This is a genomic window from Aeromonas sp. sif2433 (genome assembly GCF_019218705.1).
Lineage (GTDB): Bacteria > Pseudomonadota > Gammaproteobacteria > Enterobacterales > Aeromonadaceae > Aeromonas > Aeromonas encheleia.
Map to the genome: position 1 here is coordinate 24151 of NZ_JAHUXD010000015.1, position 18645 is coordinate 42795.

The window sequence follows — 18645 nt, forward strand, 5'->3', positions numbered from 1 at the left end:
GAGTCGGAGTCAAGGTGATCCCTTGGTCAAGCCACATCCGGGGGGGAGGTAAACGTATCGATGCCAAAAAGGCCCCGTCAATGCCAGCCACAGAGCTGATTCTTGCCTGACAGCTTGGCCTGATAGAGCGCCCTGTCCACCCGCACCATCAGCTGGCTCTGGGATTCGCTCAGGTGATATTCCACCAGGCCGAAGCTCATGGTGATGCCCTCCTGCTCGCCCACGCTGAGCTGGCTCAACCGCTGGCGCAGCTTCTCGGCGACCACCTGGGCATCCGGCAACCGGGTATTGGGCAGGATCAGCATGAACTCGTCGCCCCCCCAGCGGGCAATCAGATCGATCTCGCGGATGTTGTCCCGCGCCAGCCGCACTATGTCGATCAGGGTCTGATCGCCGACCGCGTGGCCATAGCGATCGTTGATCCGCTTGAAGTCGTCCACGTCCATGGCGATGACGGAAAAATGATCCTTGAAGCGCTTGGCACGTTCGGACTCCAGCCTGATGACCTGTTCCAGCCGATAGCGGCTGGCGGCCCCGGTCAGGGAGTCCGTCTCCGCCAGCCGGCGATTCTCTTCGACCTGCCGCTGCAGCTCCCGATTGAGCCGCTGCAGCTCGGCGGTGCGCTCCGCAACCTGCTGCTCCAGCGAGCGATTCTGCAACTCCAGCCGGGTGTAGAGCAGCTTCTGGGCATGGATGTCGCGATGGGCCCCTATCATGCGGGCCACAGAGCCATCGGGGTTGCGGGCGATGATCCGGCCATAATCCTCGACCCAGGCGAAGTCGCCATCCCGAGTGCGGCAACGGTACTCGACCTTGTAGTGCGGCGCCTCCCCGCTCAGATAGGCATCGAAGCAGGCCATCACCCGCGTCAGATCATCGGGGTGGATCACGTTCTCCCAGGTGAATACCGTATTGCCGAGGGAGTGTGGCTCATACCCCAGCATCCGATACCAACCCGAGTTGCGGTAGACGAAACCCGTGTTGGCGTTCCAGTCCCAGACCCCTTCGCTGATCACCTCGAGGATGCCGTGTACCACCCCCTCGCTGACATCCGATATCTTGATCGTATCCGTATCTGGCAGCATAAAAGACTATCCTTGTCCTCTATCCCCATGACCATGGGGGCGCAAAGCTTGAGTGTAGAAGTCAGAACCCGGCATGGCACTGTCTACGCCTCATCCGCCGGTTCACCCTGGGCCGGCCTGTCTGGTTATCGGCCCATTATGGCTCTGGATGAGTGGAATACCCACGCATCTGGTGCAGGATCTCAGAGTAGTCCGGATTTAAAGCCAGGATGATGCAAACTGCGATAATGGCTGGGGGCCAGCCCGTGCTGGCGCTTGAAGGCGGTGGAGAAGTGGTATTCGTTCTTGAAGCCGCACAGCCTGGCCACCTCCTTGACCGGCTCGCTTCGACTGGCGAGCAGCAGCGCGGCCCGTTGCAGCCGCAGCCGTTGCAGCAGCGCCATGGGCGCCAGCGCGAAGTGCTGCTGACAGAGGCGATAGAGCTGACGCTCGGAGAGGTGCAGCGCCCCGGCCATCCGGCTGATATCCCAGCACTCGCCGAGCGCCTCTTTCAGCAGCAGCTCGAGGCGCAGGGCCAACCGCTCGCCACGTTTCTGCCCCTCCCCTTTTTGCAGCAGGCGGCGCAGATAGAAGCCGAGCTGCTCCACCAGCAGCGTACTGAGCAGCGGGTCCTGATGGCGCTCCTGCTCCGCATAGAGGTTCTTCAGGGTATGCAGCAGGCTGGCCTGCTGGGAGGTGCAACCCAGTCTGGAGTGGCTTGCGAAGGCATCCCAGGTGGAGCCCTTGTGCAGCAGCAGCCACACCAGCTCCCACTGACCGCCAGTGGGCAATTGCGGCTCCGGCAACTGCGTCTCTGCTAACCGGTAGCGGAGCGGCTGGCCTGCCGGGATCAGCGCCCACTCCCCGCTTACAAGCCGCTCATAGCGCTCACCGATCAGCACCTCCCCCTCACCGCCCAGGGTGATCAAGAAGCAGTGCACGTCCGCGAAACTGCGTTCGATCCGATAGTGGGTCTGCAGGCGGGAGTGGCCCGCCAGCCACACTCGCTCCTGGGTCAGCGCCGGCAACAGGCTGTCGCAACAGATCTGCTCGCGGCAGTCTGGGGAGACTTCTATCACTTCCAGATTGGCAGTTTCAGACATCATCAGGACGGGCTCAGCCATGTCGGACCATAGCCGCCGAGCATAGCATGGAGGGCATCAATGCAAAGGAGACCCACCATGCATATCCATCATGTCGCCATCTGGGCACAGGATCTGGACGCCCTCAAGAGCTTCTACTGCACCCTGTTTGGCGGGCAGGCGAATGAGCGCTACCACAACCCGGCCAAACAGTTCAGCTCCCACTTTATCCGCTTCGAGGGGGGCGCCAGTCTGGAGCTGATGCACAGCCCCAACCTGTTTCCAGCTGATCTAACTCTGCCTCACCCGCTGCAGGGGCTGGCCCATATCGCCTTCGCCCTCGGCAGCGCGGAGGCGGTGGACAAGATGACAGCCCGTCTCAAGCTGTTCAAAGGGGCCGAGGTGAAACATCTGGACGGCCCGCGCTGGACCGGCGATGGCTATTACGAGAGCACCTTCCTCGACCCGGAAGGCAACCGGCTGGAGCTGACCATCTAGCTGAGGGGCGAGCCCCTATCACCCTCTCGCAGGTTCGTCGTAGGTTCGATTAGCGAAGCGTAATCGGACGGCGGTAACGTTATTTCCCCCTTCTCCCGCTTAATTAAAAAAGAGGAGATGTAGTGGGGTAAGGGGGGGCGGCTCCCTTCTCCCCTTGCGGGAGAAGGGCTGGGGATGAGGGGCGGTAATATCATTTCCGTAGCAAACGAACACCCAATAAGTGGTGCAATGCTTCGCTTATTGCACCCTACCGCTAGGGGTTATTGTTAGACAACCAGTCCAAGTCGATAGAAATCCGTCTCTGCGTGTTTGGGATTGGGACGGAGGAACTGCCAGCCAAAGCGTCTGTAGTGATTGAGAGCCCGTTGATTGGTGCGGCTAACCGACAGTAGCGCCCATCTGCAACCCGCGCTTAACAAGTGATGACGGATATACGCCTGCAATTCTGCCGCCAGGCCGGATCCACGATACTCGGGGAACAGATAGATAAGCTGCACATAGCCGGTTTCGGGCTCATCGGAGAAGCTGCGAAACTCCAGCTGACCAACCAGCTGCTCGCCAGCCCAGATATGCAGGTAGCACCATTCCCGCTGCGCCAGTCGCTCACCGATCCGCTCCCGATAGCCAGAGATAAATTCTGCAAAGCCATCATAGGTATGGAAGCTGCAGAAATAGGCATCCCTGCGCGCCTGCACACAGTGTTCGTAATCCCGATCCAGATCGATGGTGTTAAATTCGAGTCGCAATCAATAAGATCCTGTCGTGAGTAGGTAGGGTGCAACAAGCGCAGCGCATTGCACCTTTTTGGCAGATAAATATGGTCGGTGCAATTCACTTCGTTCATTGCACCCTGCCATATTGTACAAAGTTGGCATTGTGGTAACCCGCTCCCTCACCCTGACCCTCTCCCCATGGGAGAGGGGATAAAGCAGCGCCGGGGATATGATCGCCAGCCACGCAGGTTCGATTGGCTAAGCGTAATCGGACAGCGGTAACGGCATTACGCCCTTCTCCCGTTTATTAAAAAAGGAGGAGAAGGGCTGGGGATGAGGGGAAGGAAAAAAGAGAGCACGCGGTAAACGTTGGGCTTCGCTACGCTCAGCCACAACCTACACAATCGGTAGGTTGGTGCTGAGCTGCAAAGCCCAACATACGAGATGAGGAGTGAGCACTAACCTGATTTAATCTTGTATATACCCCATTACCCTTTTCTTATCGAACCTACACTCTATCTTTTTCTACAGAAACTGTGTTCCCCAGCAGGCAGATGCCTTCCCTTCAATAAATCATTATGTTAGATATTAACAATAACTTAAGGATGAGTCACCTATGAAGCTATCAAAAAATAAAGTAGATAAGTCAGGATTAGCTCTAGCCAGAGGTAAATATAAAGACGAAGTTGAATTTATTGAGTTGGAAGATACTTTTGATGAATATAGGAAAGCACACCTCCAACCGCTTTCTGATACTACGATGAACATTCAAAGATTATTAGCTAATTATGGCGAACCATTTTATATAGCGCAAAGATTAAAACGAAAGCCGCAGATAGTAAGAAAATTAAACAGGCTAAGTGTCAGGTTGACACAATTGCAAGACATCGGTGGATGCAGAATAATAGTTCAGAAAAACTCAGATGTAGATAAACTATTTCTTTATTTAAAAGATATCAGTTCTCAAGAGAATGACATCTCTGTTTCCAGAGTTACTGACTATAGAGAAAAAGGTAGAGATATTACAGGTTACAGGTCCTTGCATGTTATTTTAGATAAAAATGGCTATAAATTAGAACTACAAATACGCAGTAGAATTCAACATTACTGGGCAGAAAGTATTGAACGAACATCTGTTATATACGGTCATCATTTGAAAGAACAAGAAGGGGCACCAGAAGTCATATCATACTTTAGGCTGCTATCAGACCTCTTCTATGAAATTGAGGCAGGAAGAGAGCCCAGCATACAGCAGAAAATTGATATTGATGCGATTAGAGAACGTTGTGAACAGATAATTATCAGGTCAGATAAACACAAAATTTTTGACAGCTTCGTCAACACCGATATTATCAAAACACTTATAGAAAAAGAGAATAGAAATCCTAGCGGCCTCAATAACTGGATTCTAATATTTGATTGGAACCAAGGAATGTTTGTAAGTTGGGATATAGTAGGTAAAAATCCTGATGATGCTGTAGCTAGCTATATAAGTTATGAACACCAATATCCGGCAGAGCAAGGATATGAGGTGGTATTAATTGGTTCATCTGATATTGCAACAGTACGCCAAACACACAGTCATTATTTTGGAATTGAAAACCATTCAAATATCTTAGAAAACATCGATAGTTCTATTGTAGGCTTTGCCAGTAAAATAGATATTGATGTGGGTGCTAGAAAAATTCTCGCCTGTTTACATAGGAAGCATTTCTGGGGTAAGAAAACAGTCCAAGAAGATACGTTAAAAAATCATCTTTGTAAGGGGGTATTGTCATTTGACTCATCGATTCAATCTTTAATTGACAGAGAGTTAATAATAAAGTCTACATTAAATGATGGCTTTTCATTAAACGTAAGAAAAAAACCCGAGGTCGAACAATATCTATAACCATAACGACCCTTAGGCCATGGACTAAGCACAATCAGGCAGCGGTAAATCCCATTACCGCCGCCATCAATCACTCCCCCAACCTCTCCGCCAAGCCGGAATATCGCTCGGTCTTTTTCCGCACTGCCTGTGCCAGCAGGGCACGATCGCCGTAGAGATCGAGGCGGGCCTTGGCGCGGGTGATCCCGGTATAGACCAGCTCGCGAGTCAGCAGCGGGCTGATGCTGTCCGGCAGCACCAGCACGGTGTGGGCAAACTCGGAGCCCTGTGACTTGTGAATGGTCATGGCGTAGACAGTCTCGTGGGGCGGCAGGCGGCTTGGCAACAGGGCGCGCAGGGTGCCATCCGGCTGCTCGAACCACACCTTCAGCCGGCCGGTTTCATCGGGCAGGCAGAGCCCCATGTCGCCGTTATAGAGGCCGACCCCGTGATCGTTGCGTACCACCATCACGGGGCGACCGGCATACCAGTCGCCATCGTGCTGGATAAGGCCGACCCGGGACAGGGCCAGTTCGAGCCGCTGGTTCAGCCCCTCCACCCCGAAGGGGCCATCGCGCAGGGCGCAGAGGATCTGAAAGCCGTTAAACGCCTTGAACACCGCCGCCGGATCCTGCCCCTCCCGGGCCGCCTTGAGGTAGCTGCCGTAACCGGCCACCCCCTGGGCGATCAGCCCTTCATAGGCCTCGCCGACCCAAGGGTGCAGGCTGATATCCTTGAAGCCCGCACTCCAGACCGCCTCCACCGCCGCAGCGTCACCCGCGTTGCAGGCCCGCGCCAGCTGGCCTATGCCCGAATGCTGATCGAAGCGCCAGCTCTTGGCTAAAAGGCAGAGGCTATCGCGCACCGAGGCCCCGCCTGGGACGCCACCAAGAGCGCCCGTTGGCGTGCCCTGCAACCGATAGCCGGTCTGGCGGGAGAGCCAGGCCGCCTGCTCCGGGCTGATGCCCTGCTCGATAAAGCTGCAGATATCGCCGAGCACGGCCCCCGCCTCCACCGAGGCGAGCTGATCCTTGTCGCCCAGCAGGATCAACCGGGCGTGGCTCGGCAACGCATCCAGCAAGCGCGCCATCATCGGCAGGTCGACCATGGAGGCCTCGTCCACCACCAGCAAGTCCAGGTGCAAGGGGTTGCCCGCGTGGTGGCGGAACTGGCTGCGACCGGGGATCACCCCGAGCAGCCGGTGCAGGGTGCCCGCCTCGGTGGGGATGGCATCGACCCACTCGGGGGGCAGATCCAGGGCCTGCAGGGCCGCGCCTATGCTCTCGGTGAGGCGTGCCGCCGCCTTGCCGGTGGGGGCCACCAGCCGCACGGCCGGGGCCTTGCCCCCTTGCAGGCCTGTCTCCACCAGGATGGCCAAGAGCTTGGCGACCGTGGTGGTCTTGCCGGTGCCGGGGCCGCCGGAGATGACCGCGAAGGGGCGCGCCGCCGCGGTGGCCGCCGCCAGCTTCTGGCCGTTGCAGCAGAGCGCCTCGGGCACCAGGGCATCCAGCGCACTCAGCTCGCTCGCCGCCTGGGCACTGGCAAGCAGGGTTTCGATAACGGGCCAATCCACTTCATTCGGAAAGACCAGATCCAGATACTTCTCGATAAAGTGGCGCGTCGAAAAATCGGGGGCGAGCCGCGCCTTGAGCAGGGCGGCGAAGATCAGCCCATAGTCGCGGGCAAACAGCCGCGCCAGCGCCGGGGCTATCTCCGGCCATTCGGCTCGCTCGCTCAGGGCGCGCAGGTGGCGGGCCACCCCCTGCTCGTGATCGTGGTAGCGGGTGAGGTAGAGCCGCCCCTGCCAGAGCCGCAGCGGCCAGCGGGGGGCATAACCCTCGCTCCCTTCGTGACCCGCTTGCTCGGTGCCAACCAGGGGGCTCTCGGCAAACAGGCCAGGCCAGCGGCCAGGATCCGCAAGATCCGCCAGCAGATCCCGGCTCTGTTGCGGATCCAGCCCGAACGGGCGCAAGGCTCCCTGTCCGTTACCAGAATGCGCCAGCAGATCCAGCGGCAGGCAGACGTGGCCGCGCCCCAGCTCGAAGCAGGTGAGCGCCGCCCCCAGCACCAGCTCGGGGCTGCCGCCGAGATCGGCCACCAGCTTGGCAAACTGCAGATCCAGCTGACGGATGCGGCCCGCCAGCGCCAAGGTCTTCAGCCGTTCGATGATCATCCCGCTGCTCATGATTCAACCTCATTCCACTCTTGTGCACCGGCAGCGGGCTGCGCCGCGCCCTCGCTAAACAACTCGTCCAGCCCCAGCACCAGCTCGCGGCTGGGGCGGGTATGGAAGACACCCCCTTCGGGCATGCCGCGCAGGAACAGATAGAAGACACCGCCAAAGTGCTGGTCGAAGTCGTAGCCCGGCAGGCGCAGGGAGAGCAGCCGGTGCAGCGCCAGGGAGTAGAGCTGGTATTGCAGATCGTAGCGATGCTCCGCCATGGCCCGCTCCAGCGCCGGACGGCCGTAATCCGCCGGACTCATGCCGAGGTGGTTGGATTTGTAGTCGAGCAGATACCAGCGCCCCTGCCACTCGAACACCAGATCGATGAAGCCCTTCAGCATGCCCTGCACCGCCGCAAAGCTGAGGGGCTTGTTGCCTCTCGACAGCGGATCGTGCCGCTGGCACAGCGCGGTCAGGGCCGGCGCCGTCACCCGTCCCATGGGCAGGAAGAACTCCAGCTCCACCTGCTTGTGGCGATCGGTGAGCTGGCGCAGCCGGACCGGCTCGCCGCCCTCGTCTTGTTGCAAGGGAAGCTGCAACTCGGTATCTAGCACCGCCTCCACCTGCTGCTGCAGCACCGGGGCCCAGGCTGCGTCGAAGCCATCTTGCACCAGCAGGGTGGCGATGTGCTGCGCCAGCTCGTCGCCGCCGGCGCTCGGGAAGTCGATGGTCTCGAACAGGCTGTGCAGCAGAGTGCCGGGGCGGGCGCCCTTGGGGAAGGTGAAGATGGAGGGCTGGGGCGCCTCTGCCTCCTCCGGCAACGCGGCGGCCGCCTCGGGCGCCACCTCGTCATCAAAGCCGGGGTTGGCCAGCACCCCCTTGCTGTGGCCGTTGCCCTGAGCCGCCAGCCCGGAGTAGGAGCTGATCCACCAGTCCCGCTCGAGCTTACCGGTGAAGTGGCGCACCTGGGGCTCGCCCAACTGCACCAGCTCGGGTGCCAGCGGGGCCGGACGGCGGAGCGAGGGCTCACCGACGGCTACCCCGGGCAGCGCCTGGGCCAGCTCCTGCAAGGCGGTGGCCAGGGTGCTGGCATCGCCCGCCTCCCCCTTCTGCAGCAGATAGCCGATGGCGGTGTGGTGCAGATCCGTGGTTTCGGACTTGCCGCTGCCCGAGCGCACCGGGGCCAGCCCTAGCCAGGTGGCGTAGACGCCCCGGGTCAGCGCCACATAGAGCAGCCGCAAGTCTTCGGCGAGCCGCTCCCTGTCCGCCTCGGCCAGGGAGCCTTCGGCGCCGGTCAGATCGAGAATGGTGTGATTGCCCGCCTCATCCGCCTCGTGATAGAGCGGCGTCTCGGCGGCGCGATGGCTGCAGATGAAGGGCAGGAACACCAGCGGGTACTCCAGCCCCTTGGATTTGTGGATGGTGACTATCTGCACCAGCTTGCGCTCGGACTCCAGCCGCAGTACCTGCTCCGCCACCTGGCCGTTGGGGTGCGCGATCGCCTCCCCCAGCCAGCGCAGCAGGGCATACTCCCCGTCCAGCTCGCCGCTCGCCTGCTGCAGCAGCTCCCCCAGATGGAGGAAGTTGGTGAGGCGCCGCTCCCCGTAGGGGCTCGCCAGCAGGGAGGAGGCGAGGTTGCGCCCGTGCAGCAGAGCCCGCAGCATGGCCAGCACGCCGCGGCGGTGCCAGATCTTGCGGTACTCCACGAACTCCTGCACCGTGCTCTCCCAAGCACGCTCGTCCGAGGCCAGGGTGTCGAGCGCCCTGGCATCGAGATCGAACAGGCCGGTGGCCAGCGCCGCCCGCAGGCTGCGCTCCTCGCTCGGGTTCTGGCAGGCGTGCAGGATGAGCAGGATCTCCCGCGCCTCCACCTGTGCCAGCACGCTCTCGCGATTGGACAGGTAGACGGACGCGATGGCGAGCCGCGCCAGCTCCTGCTGTACCAGCCGCCCCTCGGCGCCGGTGCGCACCAGCACGGCGATATCCCCCGCCTTGACTGGCTGGTCGCCGATCAGCGCCTGCTCCCCCCGGGCCAGGCTCAGCAGCCGGTGGATCTCCGCCGCCGTGGCGCGGGCCATCAGGCTCTGGTAATCCCCCCGGTTGAAGGTGGGCTGACCGCCGAGCTGCCAGCAGTGCAGCACGGGGGCGGTTTCACCTGCCAGCCGCAGCGCCTTGCCCTTGCCCTGTGCCTCCACCGGCAGGAAGGGGATATCCGCCTCGTAGATGAAGGGATCCCTGGCCCGCTGGAACAGGCCGTTGACCGCCGCCACCAGAGCGCCGCTGGAGCGGTAGTTGCGACCCAGGGTGTAGTGGGCGCTCACATTTCGCCGCGCCTGAATGTAGGTGAATATGTCGGCGCCGCGAAAACCGTAGATGGCCTGCTTGGGGTCCCCGATCATCAACAGCGCCGTGTCGCTGTGCCCGCCATAAAGCCGATGGAAGATACGGTACTGCTGGGGATCGGTGTCCTGGAATTCATCGATCATGGCGACCCGGTAGCTGGCGCGAATGCGCTCGCACAACCTATCGCCGAGGTTGGAGCCGAGCGCCCCGTCGAGATCCTTGAGCAGATCGTCGAACGACAACTGATGGGCCTGGCGCTTGCTGATGCGCATCCGCTCGCGCACCACCCGCGCGGCCCGCTGCAGGATCAGATCCCGGATGCCGGGGCGGCTGGCGAGCAGTTCGTCGATTTGTGTGAACAGTGGCAGGGTCGGCAGCGCCTTGCCCTTGCTCAGCTTGGCTTCCAATGCCTCTTGACCGAAGCGCTCGAGATCCTTGGCCAAGGCGTAGCCAGTGGTCGGGTCTTGTGCCCAGTCGGTTATCTTGCCGAGCCAGCCTTCGTAGTTCTTGCCGGTATAGAGCTTGATCTGACCCTCGGTCTGGCGGCGGATCTCGTCAAGCTGACTGAGCCAGCCCTGCTTGATCGCCTCAATGCGGCTCATGGCTTGTTGATGACGCTCGGCCAGGGTCTCATCCCCCAGTTGAGGGCGTATCTCCAGCTCGCTGTTGTCCAGCCAGCCGCTCATGTCCCGCAGCAGGGCGGCGGGGCTCGGCCACTGCTGGCGCACCGCCCGGGCCAGCGCCTCGTCCACCGGATAGAACTCGGCGCGCCAGTAGTCGCTCACCGCCTGCAGCCTGAGCTGGCTGTCGTCGGTCAAGAATTCGGTTTCAAACAGGGCGCCAGATTCGAAGGCGTTCTGTTTCAGCATCCGCTGGCAGAAGCCGTGGATGGTGAACACCGCCGCCTCGTCCATCTGCCGCTCGGCGGCCAGCAGCCGGCGTGCCGCCTGCTCGTGATCCTCCACTTCCAGCAACAGCTGGGCCAGCAGCGGATCCGGACTCTCGCCGCGCAGGAAGGCGAGGCGTGCCTCGTGGATGCGGGCGCGGATCCGCCCCCGCAGCTCGGCGGTGGCGGCCTCGGTGAAGGTCACCACCAGGATCTCGGTCACCGACAGCGGCCGCTCGTGGGCGCTGGGCTGACCCGCCTCCTCCCCTTCCTCGATGAGCGGGCCGTGGCCCAGCAGCAGCCGCAGGTAGAGGCCGGCGATGGTGTAGGTCTTGCCGGTCCCGGCGGAGGCCTCGATCAGCCGCTCGCCATGGAGGGGGAAGCGCAGGGTGTTCAGTGCTTGGGCCATTACTTCAGCTCCTCCAGGGTCTGGTGCAGCGGGGTCAGGTGCTCGCGGGCCAGTGCCTGCAACTGAGTCAGCACCTCCTCGTCGAGGGCGGGGAAACAGCGGGCGACATAGGGGTCTTCGCCTTCACCTATCAGTTGCCAGCCGCCCTGGAAGCGGGCCAGCGCCGCCTTGTCGGCGGCCTCCGGCTTGTCCGGATCCTTCTCGATGGCCTTGAGCCAGTCCCAGGCGGTGTTGGGGAAGAAGGGCAGCGGCCGCTTCATCCCCTGCTGCCAGAGCGCCACCAGCGCCGCCAGCCTGGGCCGCGCCTCGTCGGCGGACAGCGCGGGCAGTCGCCAGCCCAGCTTGGCATCGAGCAGCAGGGTGTCGCCGGGGGCCTCGCTCAGGGCGAGGCAGAGGTGCTGAACCCAGCCCAGCAGCAGATCCTTGCCGTTGAAGCTGCCGGGCTTGACGATCAGCTGACGCCCCCGCTGGGTGTCGATCCAGCCCTGCAACTGGCCCTGGGCCAGGGCGATATCGATCTCCACCGCCTGCTTGCCGCCATCCTCTTCACCGGCGAGCCAGGGGCGCAGGCGCTCGGCCAAGTTGCCCATCTGCTCGTCCAGATCGTCTAGCAGCAGGTTGCCGAACCAGCCCTGCGGCAGCTGGCCCGACAAACGCAACCGCTCGCGCCGCTTGTTCACACTATCGCTCCGCTCCGGGCTGTTGCCCTCCCTGAGGTGAGCCTCCAGCAGCAGGCTCTTGAGCTGATAGTGCTGCAGGCCGTCCAGCTCGAACGGCTCGCTGTCCTCGATGTTGGCCTCGTTCAACTCGAACCACACCTTGAGGCGGCGGTTGAGGAAGTAGCGCGCCGGCTGGCGATAGAAACGCAGCAGCTCGGCCAGCTCCAGCCCCTGCTCCTTGCCCCATTCGGGAGGTAACGGCAGCTCGCCGCTCTGGAAGTTGCTCGCCCCCGGCACCGGGTTGAGGGCCGGCAGCCAGTCGGTGGCATAGGTAAAGAGACGCGGCTCATGTTCAGAATCGGGCTCGGGGTAGAAGTAACTATGGCTATAGGGGGTGAGCGGGTGCTCGACCACCAGGTGCGCGAGCAGCCGCTCGCCGGAGGCCTCGTCGGGGAGCGCTTCGTCCCCCGCCAGCACGAAGCCCTGGCGCACATAGTCAACCAGCTCCGCCAGCAGCACTGAGGGCACCTTGGGACTGTTGTCCTCGGCGCTGAAGCCCTGATAGCTGATATAGAGCCCCTGCTGGGCGCTGAGCAGCGCCTCGAGGAACAGATAGCGGTCATCGTCCCGGCGGGATCTGTCCCCGCGGCGGGAGGCCGTGGCCATCAGATCGAAGCCCATGGGGGCCAGGGTGCGCGGGTAGACGCCGTCATTCATGCCGAGCAGGCAGACCTGCTTGAAAGGGATGGAGCGCATCGGCATCAGGGTGCAGAAGTTCACCTGACCGGCCAGGAAACGCTGGCTGGAGCGCTGCTCGCCGAGCTGATTGCCGAGGTAGTCCTGCAGCAGCTCAGGGCTGATGGGGTGGTCGAAACGCGCTTCACCCAGCTGGGCCTGCCACTCGGCGAGCTGGCTGCGGATGAGTTGCAGCAACCGCTCCTCCTCTTCGTCCGCCAGATAGAAGCGATCCAGCAGCTCGTTGAGGCAGGCGACCCAGCCGGGCAGGCTCTGCGCCTGCTGCAGGCGGGGCAGGAACTCGGCGAGAGAATCCACAAACCAGGCCAGCTTGCCGAGCGCCAGCCCCTGCTGACCCTCGATGTCGGCGTAAGGCAGTATGCCCGCCACCGGCTCGCCATCCCCCATGGCGAAGCCGAGCAGCATACGGCGCAGGCCGAACAGCCAGCTGTTGCCGCGGAGCGGCGGCAAGTCGAAGCGCAGCGGATAGGCATCGTCCAGCCCCCAGCGGATGCCGGTCTCCTGCACCCAGACCCGCAGCTGGTTGAACTCGCCGTCATCCAGCTCGAAGCGGCGCAGCACGGCGGGCACCTCCAGGATGGCGAGCAGCTCCCCCGCCCCGAAGCGGGCATTGGGCAGCCGCAGCAGGGCGAGGAAGCTCTGCAGCAGCGGGCTCTCCTGACTCGCCGCGCGATCCGAGACCGCGAAGGGGATCTGGCCGCGGGCCCCATTCTTTTCTTTTCCAAACACGGCCTGGATGTAGGGGCCGTAGCTGTTCACATCCGGCATCATCACCACCACGTCCTTGGGGGTGAGGCTCGGATCCTGCTCGAACAGCCCTAGCAGCCGATCGTGCAGCACCTCGAGTTCGCGCATCGGGCCGTGGCAGGCGTGGATCTGCAGGGATCCATCCGCCGGATCGAGCGGGCTCTTGTGCTGGCTGCCGTCCAGATCGAACCGACCGGCACCCCGCTCTGCCAGCTCCAGCACATCCTTCTGGATGGCGCGCAGCAGCCTGACATTGCCCTTGGCATCGAGGTCGTCGATATCGACGAAGGCCTCTATTTGGGGCACCTCCAGCTCCATCAGCTGGTGCAGATAGTCCCGCCCCAGCTTGCCCATGGAGGCGAGCAACGGGTTGGCGGGCCCTTGCAGGGTCTCGATGTCGGTGCCGGGCTTGAGCTTGTTGGCCAGCCGGGCGAGCGTCTTGCGATCCAGCAGATCCCCCCAGTAGTAGCGGCAGGGGTTGGTGATGAACAGGTGCACCTCCACCCGGCTGCCGAGGGCCTGCAGTGCCTCCACGTAGCGCGGCGGCAGCGCCGAGATGCCGAACACGAACACCCGCTCCGGCAACCTGCCCGGCAGCTCGGCGCTCTGTTGCAGCCCCTGGATAAACTCCTCATAGAGGTTGGCTCTGTGATAGCCGCTCGGGCTCAGCGCCAGGGTGCGGGCCACCAGCTCGCGCCACAGCTCGGGCTGCCAGTCCTGGCCACTCACCCCCGCCAGCTCCAGCCCCAGACTCTCACCCTCTTCCCAGCGGGCGATCCAGTCCGGCCGGTAGACCAGATACTGGTCGAACAGATCCGCGATCTTCTGGCAGAGCTGCCACAGCCGCACCTGTTCGGGCTCCTGCTGTTGTTCTGCCTGCGGATCCTGTTCCTCGGCGCCCCCCAGATAGGCGGCAAGGGGGGCGAAGGCGGGCCGCTCCAGCAGGGCCGGCAATATGGTCATCAGCTGCCAGCTCATGGAGCCCTTGTTGTAGGGGCTCTGGCGCGGCACATCCGCCAGCACCTGGGTGAACATCTCCCAGATGAAGCTGGCGGGCAGCGGGAAGTCGATGTTGGCGGCGATGCCGAAGGCCTTGGCCAGCTCCAGCTTGAGCCACTGGGCCATGCCGGGGCTCTGCACCAGGATCTGTTCCCGCTGGAAGGGGTGAGAGAGGGGGGCCTGCCGGATGCGGTTCACCAGCAATTCTTTGAGCAGATCCAGCTGATTGGAGTGGTAGAGGGTAAACATGGACGACTCCCGCCAATTCGAAAGAGGGGTGCGCGCGAGAAAATGTGAGTCATTCCCGTCACTTCACACGAAATGGGATTGTCGGGGATCGGGGGGGAAGATGCAAAAGGCGCTTGCGGCCGCCGATCACGGCGTCGGCACAATTCCGGATAGGGGGCTCTGGCGGGCATAAAAAAGCCGGTGCTGCTGCACCGGCCAAAGGCGTTGGAAAACTCGAACTATCAGGCTATTACCAGTTCTTGCCGAGACGGGCATCCAGGCTGAAGGCCCCCGCACCGGCCGCCGCCAGGGCCAGGAAGCCACCGGCGATGGAGAGGTTCTTCATGAACATCAGCATCTGCATCTGTTCGGCAGGCTGATAGTGGAAGAGGAAGGCCGCCATCAGGGTGAAACCGGCAAGCAGCACGGCGATGCTACGGGTAAACAGGCCCAGCACGATGGCGAGACCGCCACCCAGCTCCAGCAGGATCACCAGCGGCAGCACAGCCCCGGGCACGCCCATGGCTTCCATGTAACCTTGGGTACCGGCATAACCGCCGATCTTGCCCCAGCCTGCAATCACAAACATCAGCGCCAGCAGTACACGACTCACCAGCAGTGCCACGTCTCTCATCTTGTCCATCTTCAGATTCCTTTGATTACCCATAACTGTGTTAATAGTGTAAGACCGAATTGTTAACTCATTCATTTCGCCAAGATTTATTTATCAGGGCAGATCAAATAACAGGGCCTCACTGGCCTGGGAGGCGGTGAGCACCCAGGCCTGCTCGTCACGGCTGAGCAGGCCATCGCCGGGTCGGGCAGCCAGACCGTTGCCAGTCAGCTCCCCCGAGATCATATGCAGGTAACCATGCCGACCTTGCAATGCCCATTCGAGGGTCTCCCCCGCGGCAAGTTGCAGTCGCCATACCTTGGCCTGCTGGCGGATCCTGAAGGATCCTTCCTCACCCTCGGGTGACGCCACCAGCGTCAGCCCGGGCTGGGCTTCTATCTTCTTCTGCTGATAGCCTGGGGTAGTGCCGTATTCATTCGGTTCGATCCAGATCTGCAACAGGGAGAGCGGCTCGGTCTGCGAGGGGTTGTACTCGCTGTGCCGGATGCCGGACCCTGCGCTCATCAGCTGGAAATCCCCGGCCGGGATCTGCTCGGCATGACCGAGGCTGTCCCTGTGCTCTATGGTGCCTCTCAGCACGCAGGTCAGGATCTCCATGTTGGCATGAGGGTGGGTGGCGAAACCGCCACCCGGCGACACCAGATCCTGATTGATGACCCGCAAGACCGAGTGTCCCATCCAGTCCGGGTCATAATAGTGCCCGAACGAGAAGCTGTGACGCGCGTCCAGCCAGCCAAAGTTGGCATGACCTCGCTCTTCTGCGGCTCTCAATTTCATCATGGTGTGCTCCTCAAATATCGATACGGTTGATTAACGCTGGCGACCGCCACCCACCCCGTACGGGATGCGGTAGCTGCTGCTCTGATCACCCAGGCTGACCGTCAGGTTGCCCTGGGTGCGGCTCGGGATCTTCACCTGCTGGGTGCCCGTCAGGCTGGCGTGGACGGATGCCAGCACATCGCCAGACTCGTCACGCACCTCCAGCATGGGGTTGGCAGGGCCGTCGACGGCGGCACTGGCCTGCCAGTTGACAAACAGGACCCCAGGCGCGGCGTTGAAGTCGGCGGGGACACTTGCCTGGGCGGCACCAGCGGTCATCAGGCCTGCAACGGCCAGCATCTTGATTACGTTTTTCATGCTCATTTCTCTCTTGAATTGTTATGTCATTGATAGGCCGTTCAGCCTGGGCCAATGCCTCCATGCAAGAGACTATTCAAATATTATGTTGTTCTTTTACTGACGACTGACCGCCTGTTTGAGAGGGGTCACAGCCTTGAACTGCACTTATTTGGTCGCTGAACCATCCTGTCCGAGCGGTGATTGAATAATAGAGTCGCTTGTCTTAACTTGTTAGCGAGATAATCTGGCAAACATATTCAAAAAAATTGAAGGGTAGATATGGCCAAAGATGGGAACAAGGAGCGGGCGCTGACCCTGGAGGCCATCCGGGTGCTGGATGCCATCGAGCGCCGTGGCAGCTTCGCGGCCGCCGCCGATGAACTGGGCAAGGTGCCGTCGGCGCTGAGCTACACGGTACAGAAGCTGGAAGACGAGCTGGGCGCCATGCTGTTCGATCGCAGCGGCCATCGCACCAAGTTCACCCCGGCCGGGCGCATGCTGCTGGAGCGGGGCCGGGTGCTGCTGGAGGCCGCCGAGCATCTGGTGGGGGAGACCCGGGCCCTGGCCCGTGGCTGGGAGACCGACATCACCATAGCCGTCGATGCCCTGGTGCCGCTGCAGGCGCTCTACCCGCTGGTGGAGCGCCTGGCCGAGCTCACCGACACCCGGCTGCGGCTACGGGCCGAGGTGCTGGCGGGCAGCTGGGAGTGCCTGGAAGATGGCCGCGCCGACCTGCTCATCTCCTCCCTCAACCCCGACATCATGCTGACCGGCATCAAGCACCAGCCGCTGCAGGAGGAGGTGATGCTCTATGTCGCCCACCCGGATCACCCGCTGCACCAGGAGCCTGAACCCCTGGCGGACGATACCCTGCGCCGCTATCGCGCCATAGCCATCGCCGACTCGGCCCTGCGCAAACCCGTGCTCACCTACCGGCTGCTCGACAAGCAGCCGCGCCTCACCGTCAGCACCATGAGCGAGAAGCGCGATGCCCTGCTGGCCGGGATCGGCGTGGGCACCATGCCGTTGAGCTGGATCGAGGAGGACATCAAGGCAGGGCGCCTCAAGGTGATAGGCCCGGAGTATCGCCATCAGATCCAGGTCGTGCTGGCCTGGCGGCGGGATACCATGGGCAAGGCCAAGAGCTGGCTGGTGCGGGAGATCCCCAAGCTGTTCCCCTGCAAGGGGGAGTGAGCCCTATGGTTTGAGCCCAGATCCGGGGGAAAGTGTCGAAAAATGCGCCCCATCCTTGACGGCAGGCTCAGATTCGGACAAAAGAAAAAGCGGACCTCTTGCGAGTTCCGCTCAATGCCAGGAAAGAATAAAACCTTGCGGTTAAAAAAACCCTTAAATTGGAAGCAAACAATCGTTTTCTCAACCAGGAAGGTCATGAATCCGATTCGAGTTGAATTATGTGCGATGTATTATGCATCACCAGCAAAATGTTGAAAGGTTGAAGGATATGCACCGTAGAGTGTCATTATCTGCCACCTTGCCTCATAACTGGTCAGGCCATTTCAGCCGTTTTCGCCGGGTTTATTTCCTCTGGTTTTTACAGGTGTCAAAATCTGAGCCCAAAACAGAAAAATAACTCACTTTCTGACACGACTAAAAATGCAGATAAAGGAATAGTTGCATGACCTACAGCCAGACCCTGGCCAACCATGTTCTCGACACCCTGAAGAAGACCCTGACCGACAAGGGGATCCGTTACCAGACCCTGGCCGAGGCCATGGGTGTCTCCATCGCCACCATCAAGCGGATGATGAACAAGCCCTCCCTGCCGTTCGATACCCTGCTGGAGATCTGTCACCTGGTGGGACTGTCGTTCGAGGAGTTGCTGGACCGCACCCAGGATGCCCAAAGCCGCCGCGCCGTCTTCACCCAGGAGCAGGATGAGGCATTCCACAAGGAGCCCGGGCTCTACGCCTTCCTCGCCAACATCTTCTGGCGCGACAAGACCCTGATCGATCTGAAGCGGGAGTATGGCCTGACCGATGCCTCCTGCTATCTCTACCTGCGCAAGCTGGAGAAGCTCGGCATACTGCAGCTCGGCATCGACAACAGCTACCACTTCCTCATCAGCGAGCGCATCAGCTTCGAGCAACACAGCCGCTTCGCCCGTCAGCAGGCCAGGCAAGCCATGGCGGTGCTGGGGGACTATCTGGTGGAGAACATGCACAAGTCCAACAACTACATGGCGCTCTGTCAGCTCCATCTGGACGAGGCCGAGGCGCTGGCGCTGATCGACCGCATGAAGGAGTACTGGCATCAGGAGCTCAAGCTCAACCGCCCCGCCATCGGCCAGCGGGAGGGCAGCAAGACCTACACCATGTCGCTGCAACTGGCCGACTGCGGCTACCAGAGCTTCGACGACCTGATCCCCAACATCGACAACTGATCCCGCAGGATCCTGCCGGGATCCGCTGCGCCTTCCTCACCTGTTATCCGCGCCTGTCGCCTCCCCTCGTCGG

Annotated in this window: 13 protein-coding genes; 4 read left to right on the forward strand and 9 right to left on the reverse strand. The window is 61.5% G+C overall.

Features of this window, described 5'->3' with window-relative positions; translation table 11 throughout:
* Positions 1 to 77 precede the first annotated feature (77 nt).
* Positions 78 to 1085 (reverse strand): sensor domain-containing diguanylate cyclase, encoded by a 1008-nt coding sequence (locus KW825_RS18500; RefSeq protein ID WP_218330023.1) that lies wholly within the window; start codon positions 1083 to 1085, stop codon positions 78 to 80.
* Positions 1086 to 1267: 182 nt separating this feature from the next.
* Positions 1268 to 2170, reverse strand: coding sequence for a helix-turn-helix transcriptional regulator (locus KW825_RS18505; protein WP_218330024.1), 903 nt, complete (start codon positions 2168 to 2170; stop codon positions 1268 to 1270).
* Positions 2171 to 2245: 75 nt separating this feature from the next.
* Between KW825_RS18505 and KW825_RS18510 the strand changes: the two genes are divergently transcribed.
* Entirely contained in the window at positions 2246 to 2644 is a 399-nt protein-coding gene (locus tag KW825_RS18510) for a VOC family protein (RefSeq protein ID WP_218292713.1), read from the forward strand.
* Between the two features lie 266 nt (positions 2645 to 2910).
* On the opposite strand, the gene KW825_RS18515 is transcribed toward KW825_RS18510, so the two are convergent.
* Positions 2911 to 3390 (reverse strand): N-acetyltransferase, encoded by a 480-nt coding sequence (locus KW825_RS18515; RefSeq protein ID WP_218330025.1) that lies wholly within the window; start codon positions 3388 to 3390, stop codon positions 2911 to 2913.
* 583 nt (positions 3391 to 3973) lie between these two features.
* On the opposite strand from KW825_RS18515, the gene KW825_RS18520 reads away from it, so the two are divergent.
* Positions 3974 to 5248, forward strand: a complete 1275-nt coding sequence (locus tag KW825_RS18520) for a RelA/SpoT domain-containing protein (protein WP_218330026.1) — start codon at positions 3974 to 3976, stop codon at positions 5246 to 5248.
* A 70-nt stretch (positions 5249 to 5318) separates the two neighbouring features.
* On the opposite strand, the gene recD is transcribed toward KW825_RS18520, so the two are convergent.
* The 6 genes from recD to KW825_RS18550 form a co-directional block, all read right to left on the reverse strand.
* Positions 5319 to 7412 (reverse strand): exodeoxyribonuclease V subunit alpha, encoded by a 2094-nt coding sequence (gene recD / locus KW825_RS18525; RefSeq protein WP_218330027.1) that lies wholly within the window; start codon positions 7410 to 7412, stop codon positions 5319 to 5321.
* On the reverse strand, positions 7409 to 11029 hold the full coding sequence (gene recB / locus KW825_RS18530; protein WP_218330028.1) for an exodeoxyribonuclease V subunit beta: 3621 nt from the start codon (positions 11027 to 11029) through the stop codon (positions 7409 to 7411). Before recB ends, recD begins: the two co-directional genes overlap by 4 nt.
* On the reverse strand, positions 11029 to 14439 hold the full coding sequence (recC, locus tag KW825_RS18535) for an exodeoxyribonuclease V subunit gamma (RefSeq protein ID WP_218330029.1): 3411 nt from the start codon (positions 14437 to 14439) through the stop codon (positions 11029 to 11031). The genes recB and recC overlap by 1 nt, the downstream gene beginning before the upstream one ends.
* A 229-nt stretch (positions 14440 to 14668) precedes the next feature.
* Entirely contained in the window at positions 14669 to 15061 is a 393-nt protein-coding gene (locus KW825_RS18540; RefSeq protein ID WP_218330030.1) for a DoxX family protein, read from the reverse strand.
* 84 nt (positions 15062 to 15145) lie between these two features.
* Positions 15146 to 15832 carry a pirin family protein gene (locus KW825_RS18545; RefSeq protein ID WP_042653404.1) on the reverse strand — a complete coding sequence of 229 codons (687 nt, stop codon included), beginning with the start codon at positions 15830 to 15832 and terminating at the stop codon, positions 15146 to 15148.
* A 30-nt stretch (positions 15833 to 15862) separates the two neighbouring features.
* Positions 15863 to 16195, reverse strand: a complete 333-nt coding sequence (locus KW825_RS18550) for a hypothetical protein (protein ID WP_218330031.1) — start codon at positions 16193 to 16195, stop codon at positions 15863 to 15865.
* A gap of 255 nt (positions 16196 to 16450) precedes the next feature.
* Between KW825_RS18550 and KW825_RS18555 the strand changes: the two genes are divergently transcribed.
* Positions 16451 to 17365 carry a LysR family transcriptional regulator gene (locus tag KW825_RS18555; protein WP_042653406.1) on the forward strand — a complete coding sequence of 305 codons (915 nt, stop codon included), beginning with the start codon at positions 16451 to 16453 and terminating at the stop codon, positions 17363 to 17365.
* A gap of 442 nt (positions 17366 to 17807) precedes the next feature.
* Positions 17808 to 18572, forward strand: coding sequence for a helix-turn-helix transcriptional regulator (locus KW825_RS18560; protein ID WP_042653407.1), 765 nt, complete (start codon positions 17808 to 17810; stop codon positions 18570 to 18572).
* The last annotated feature ends 73 nt before the right edge of the window (positions 18573 to 18645 follow it).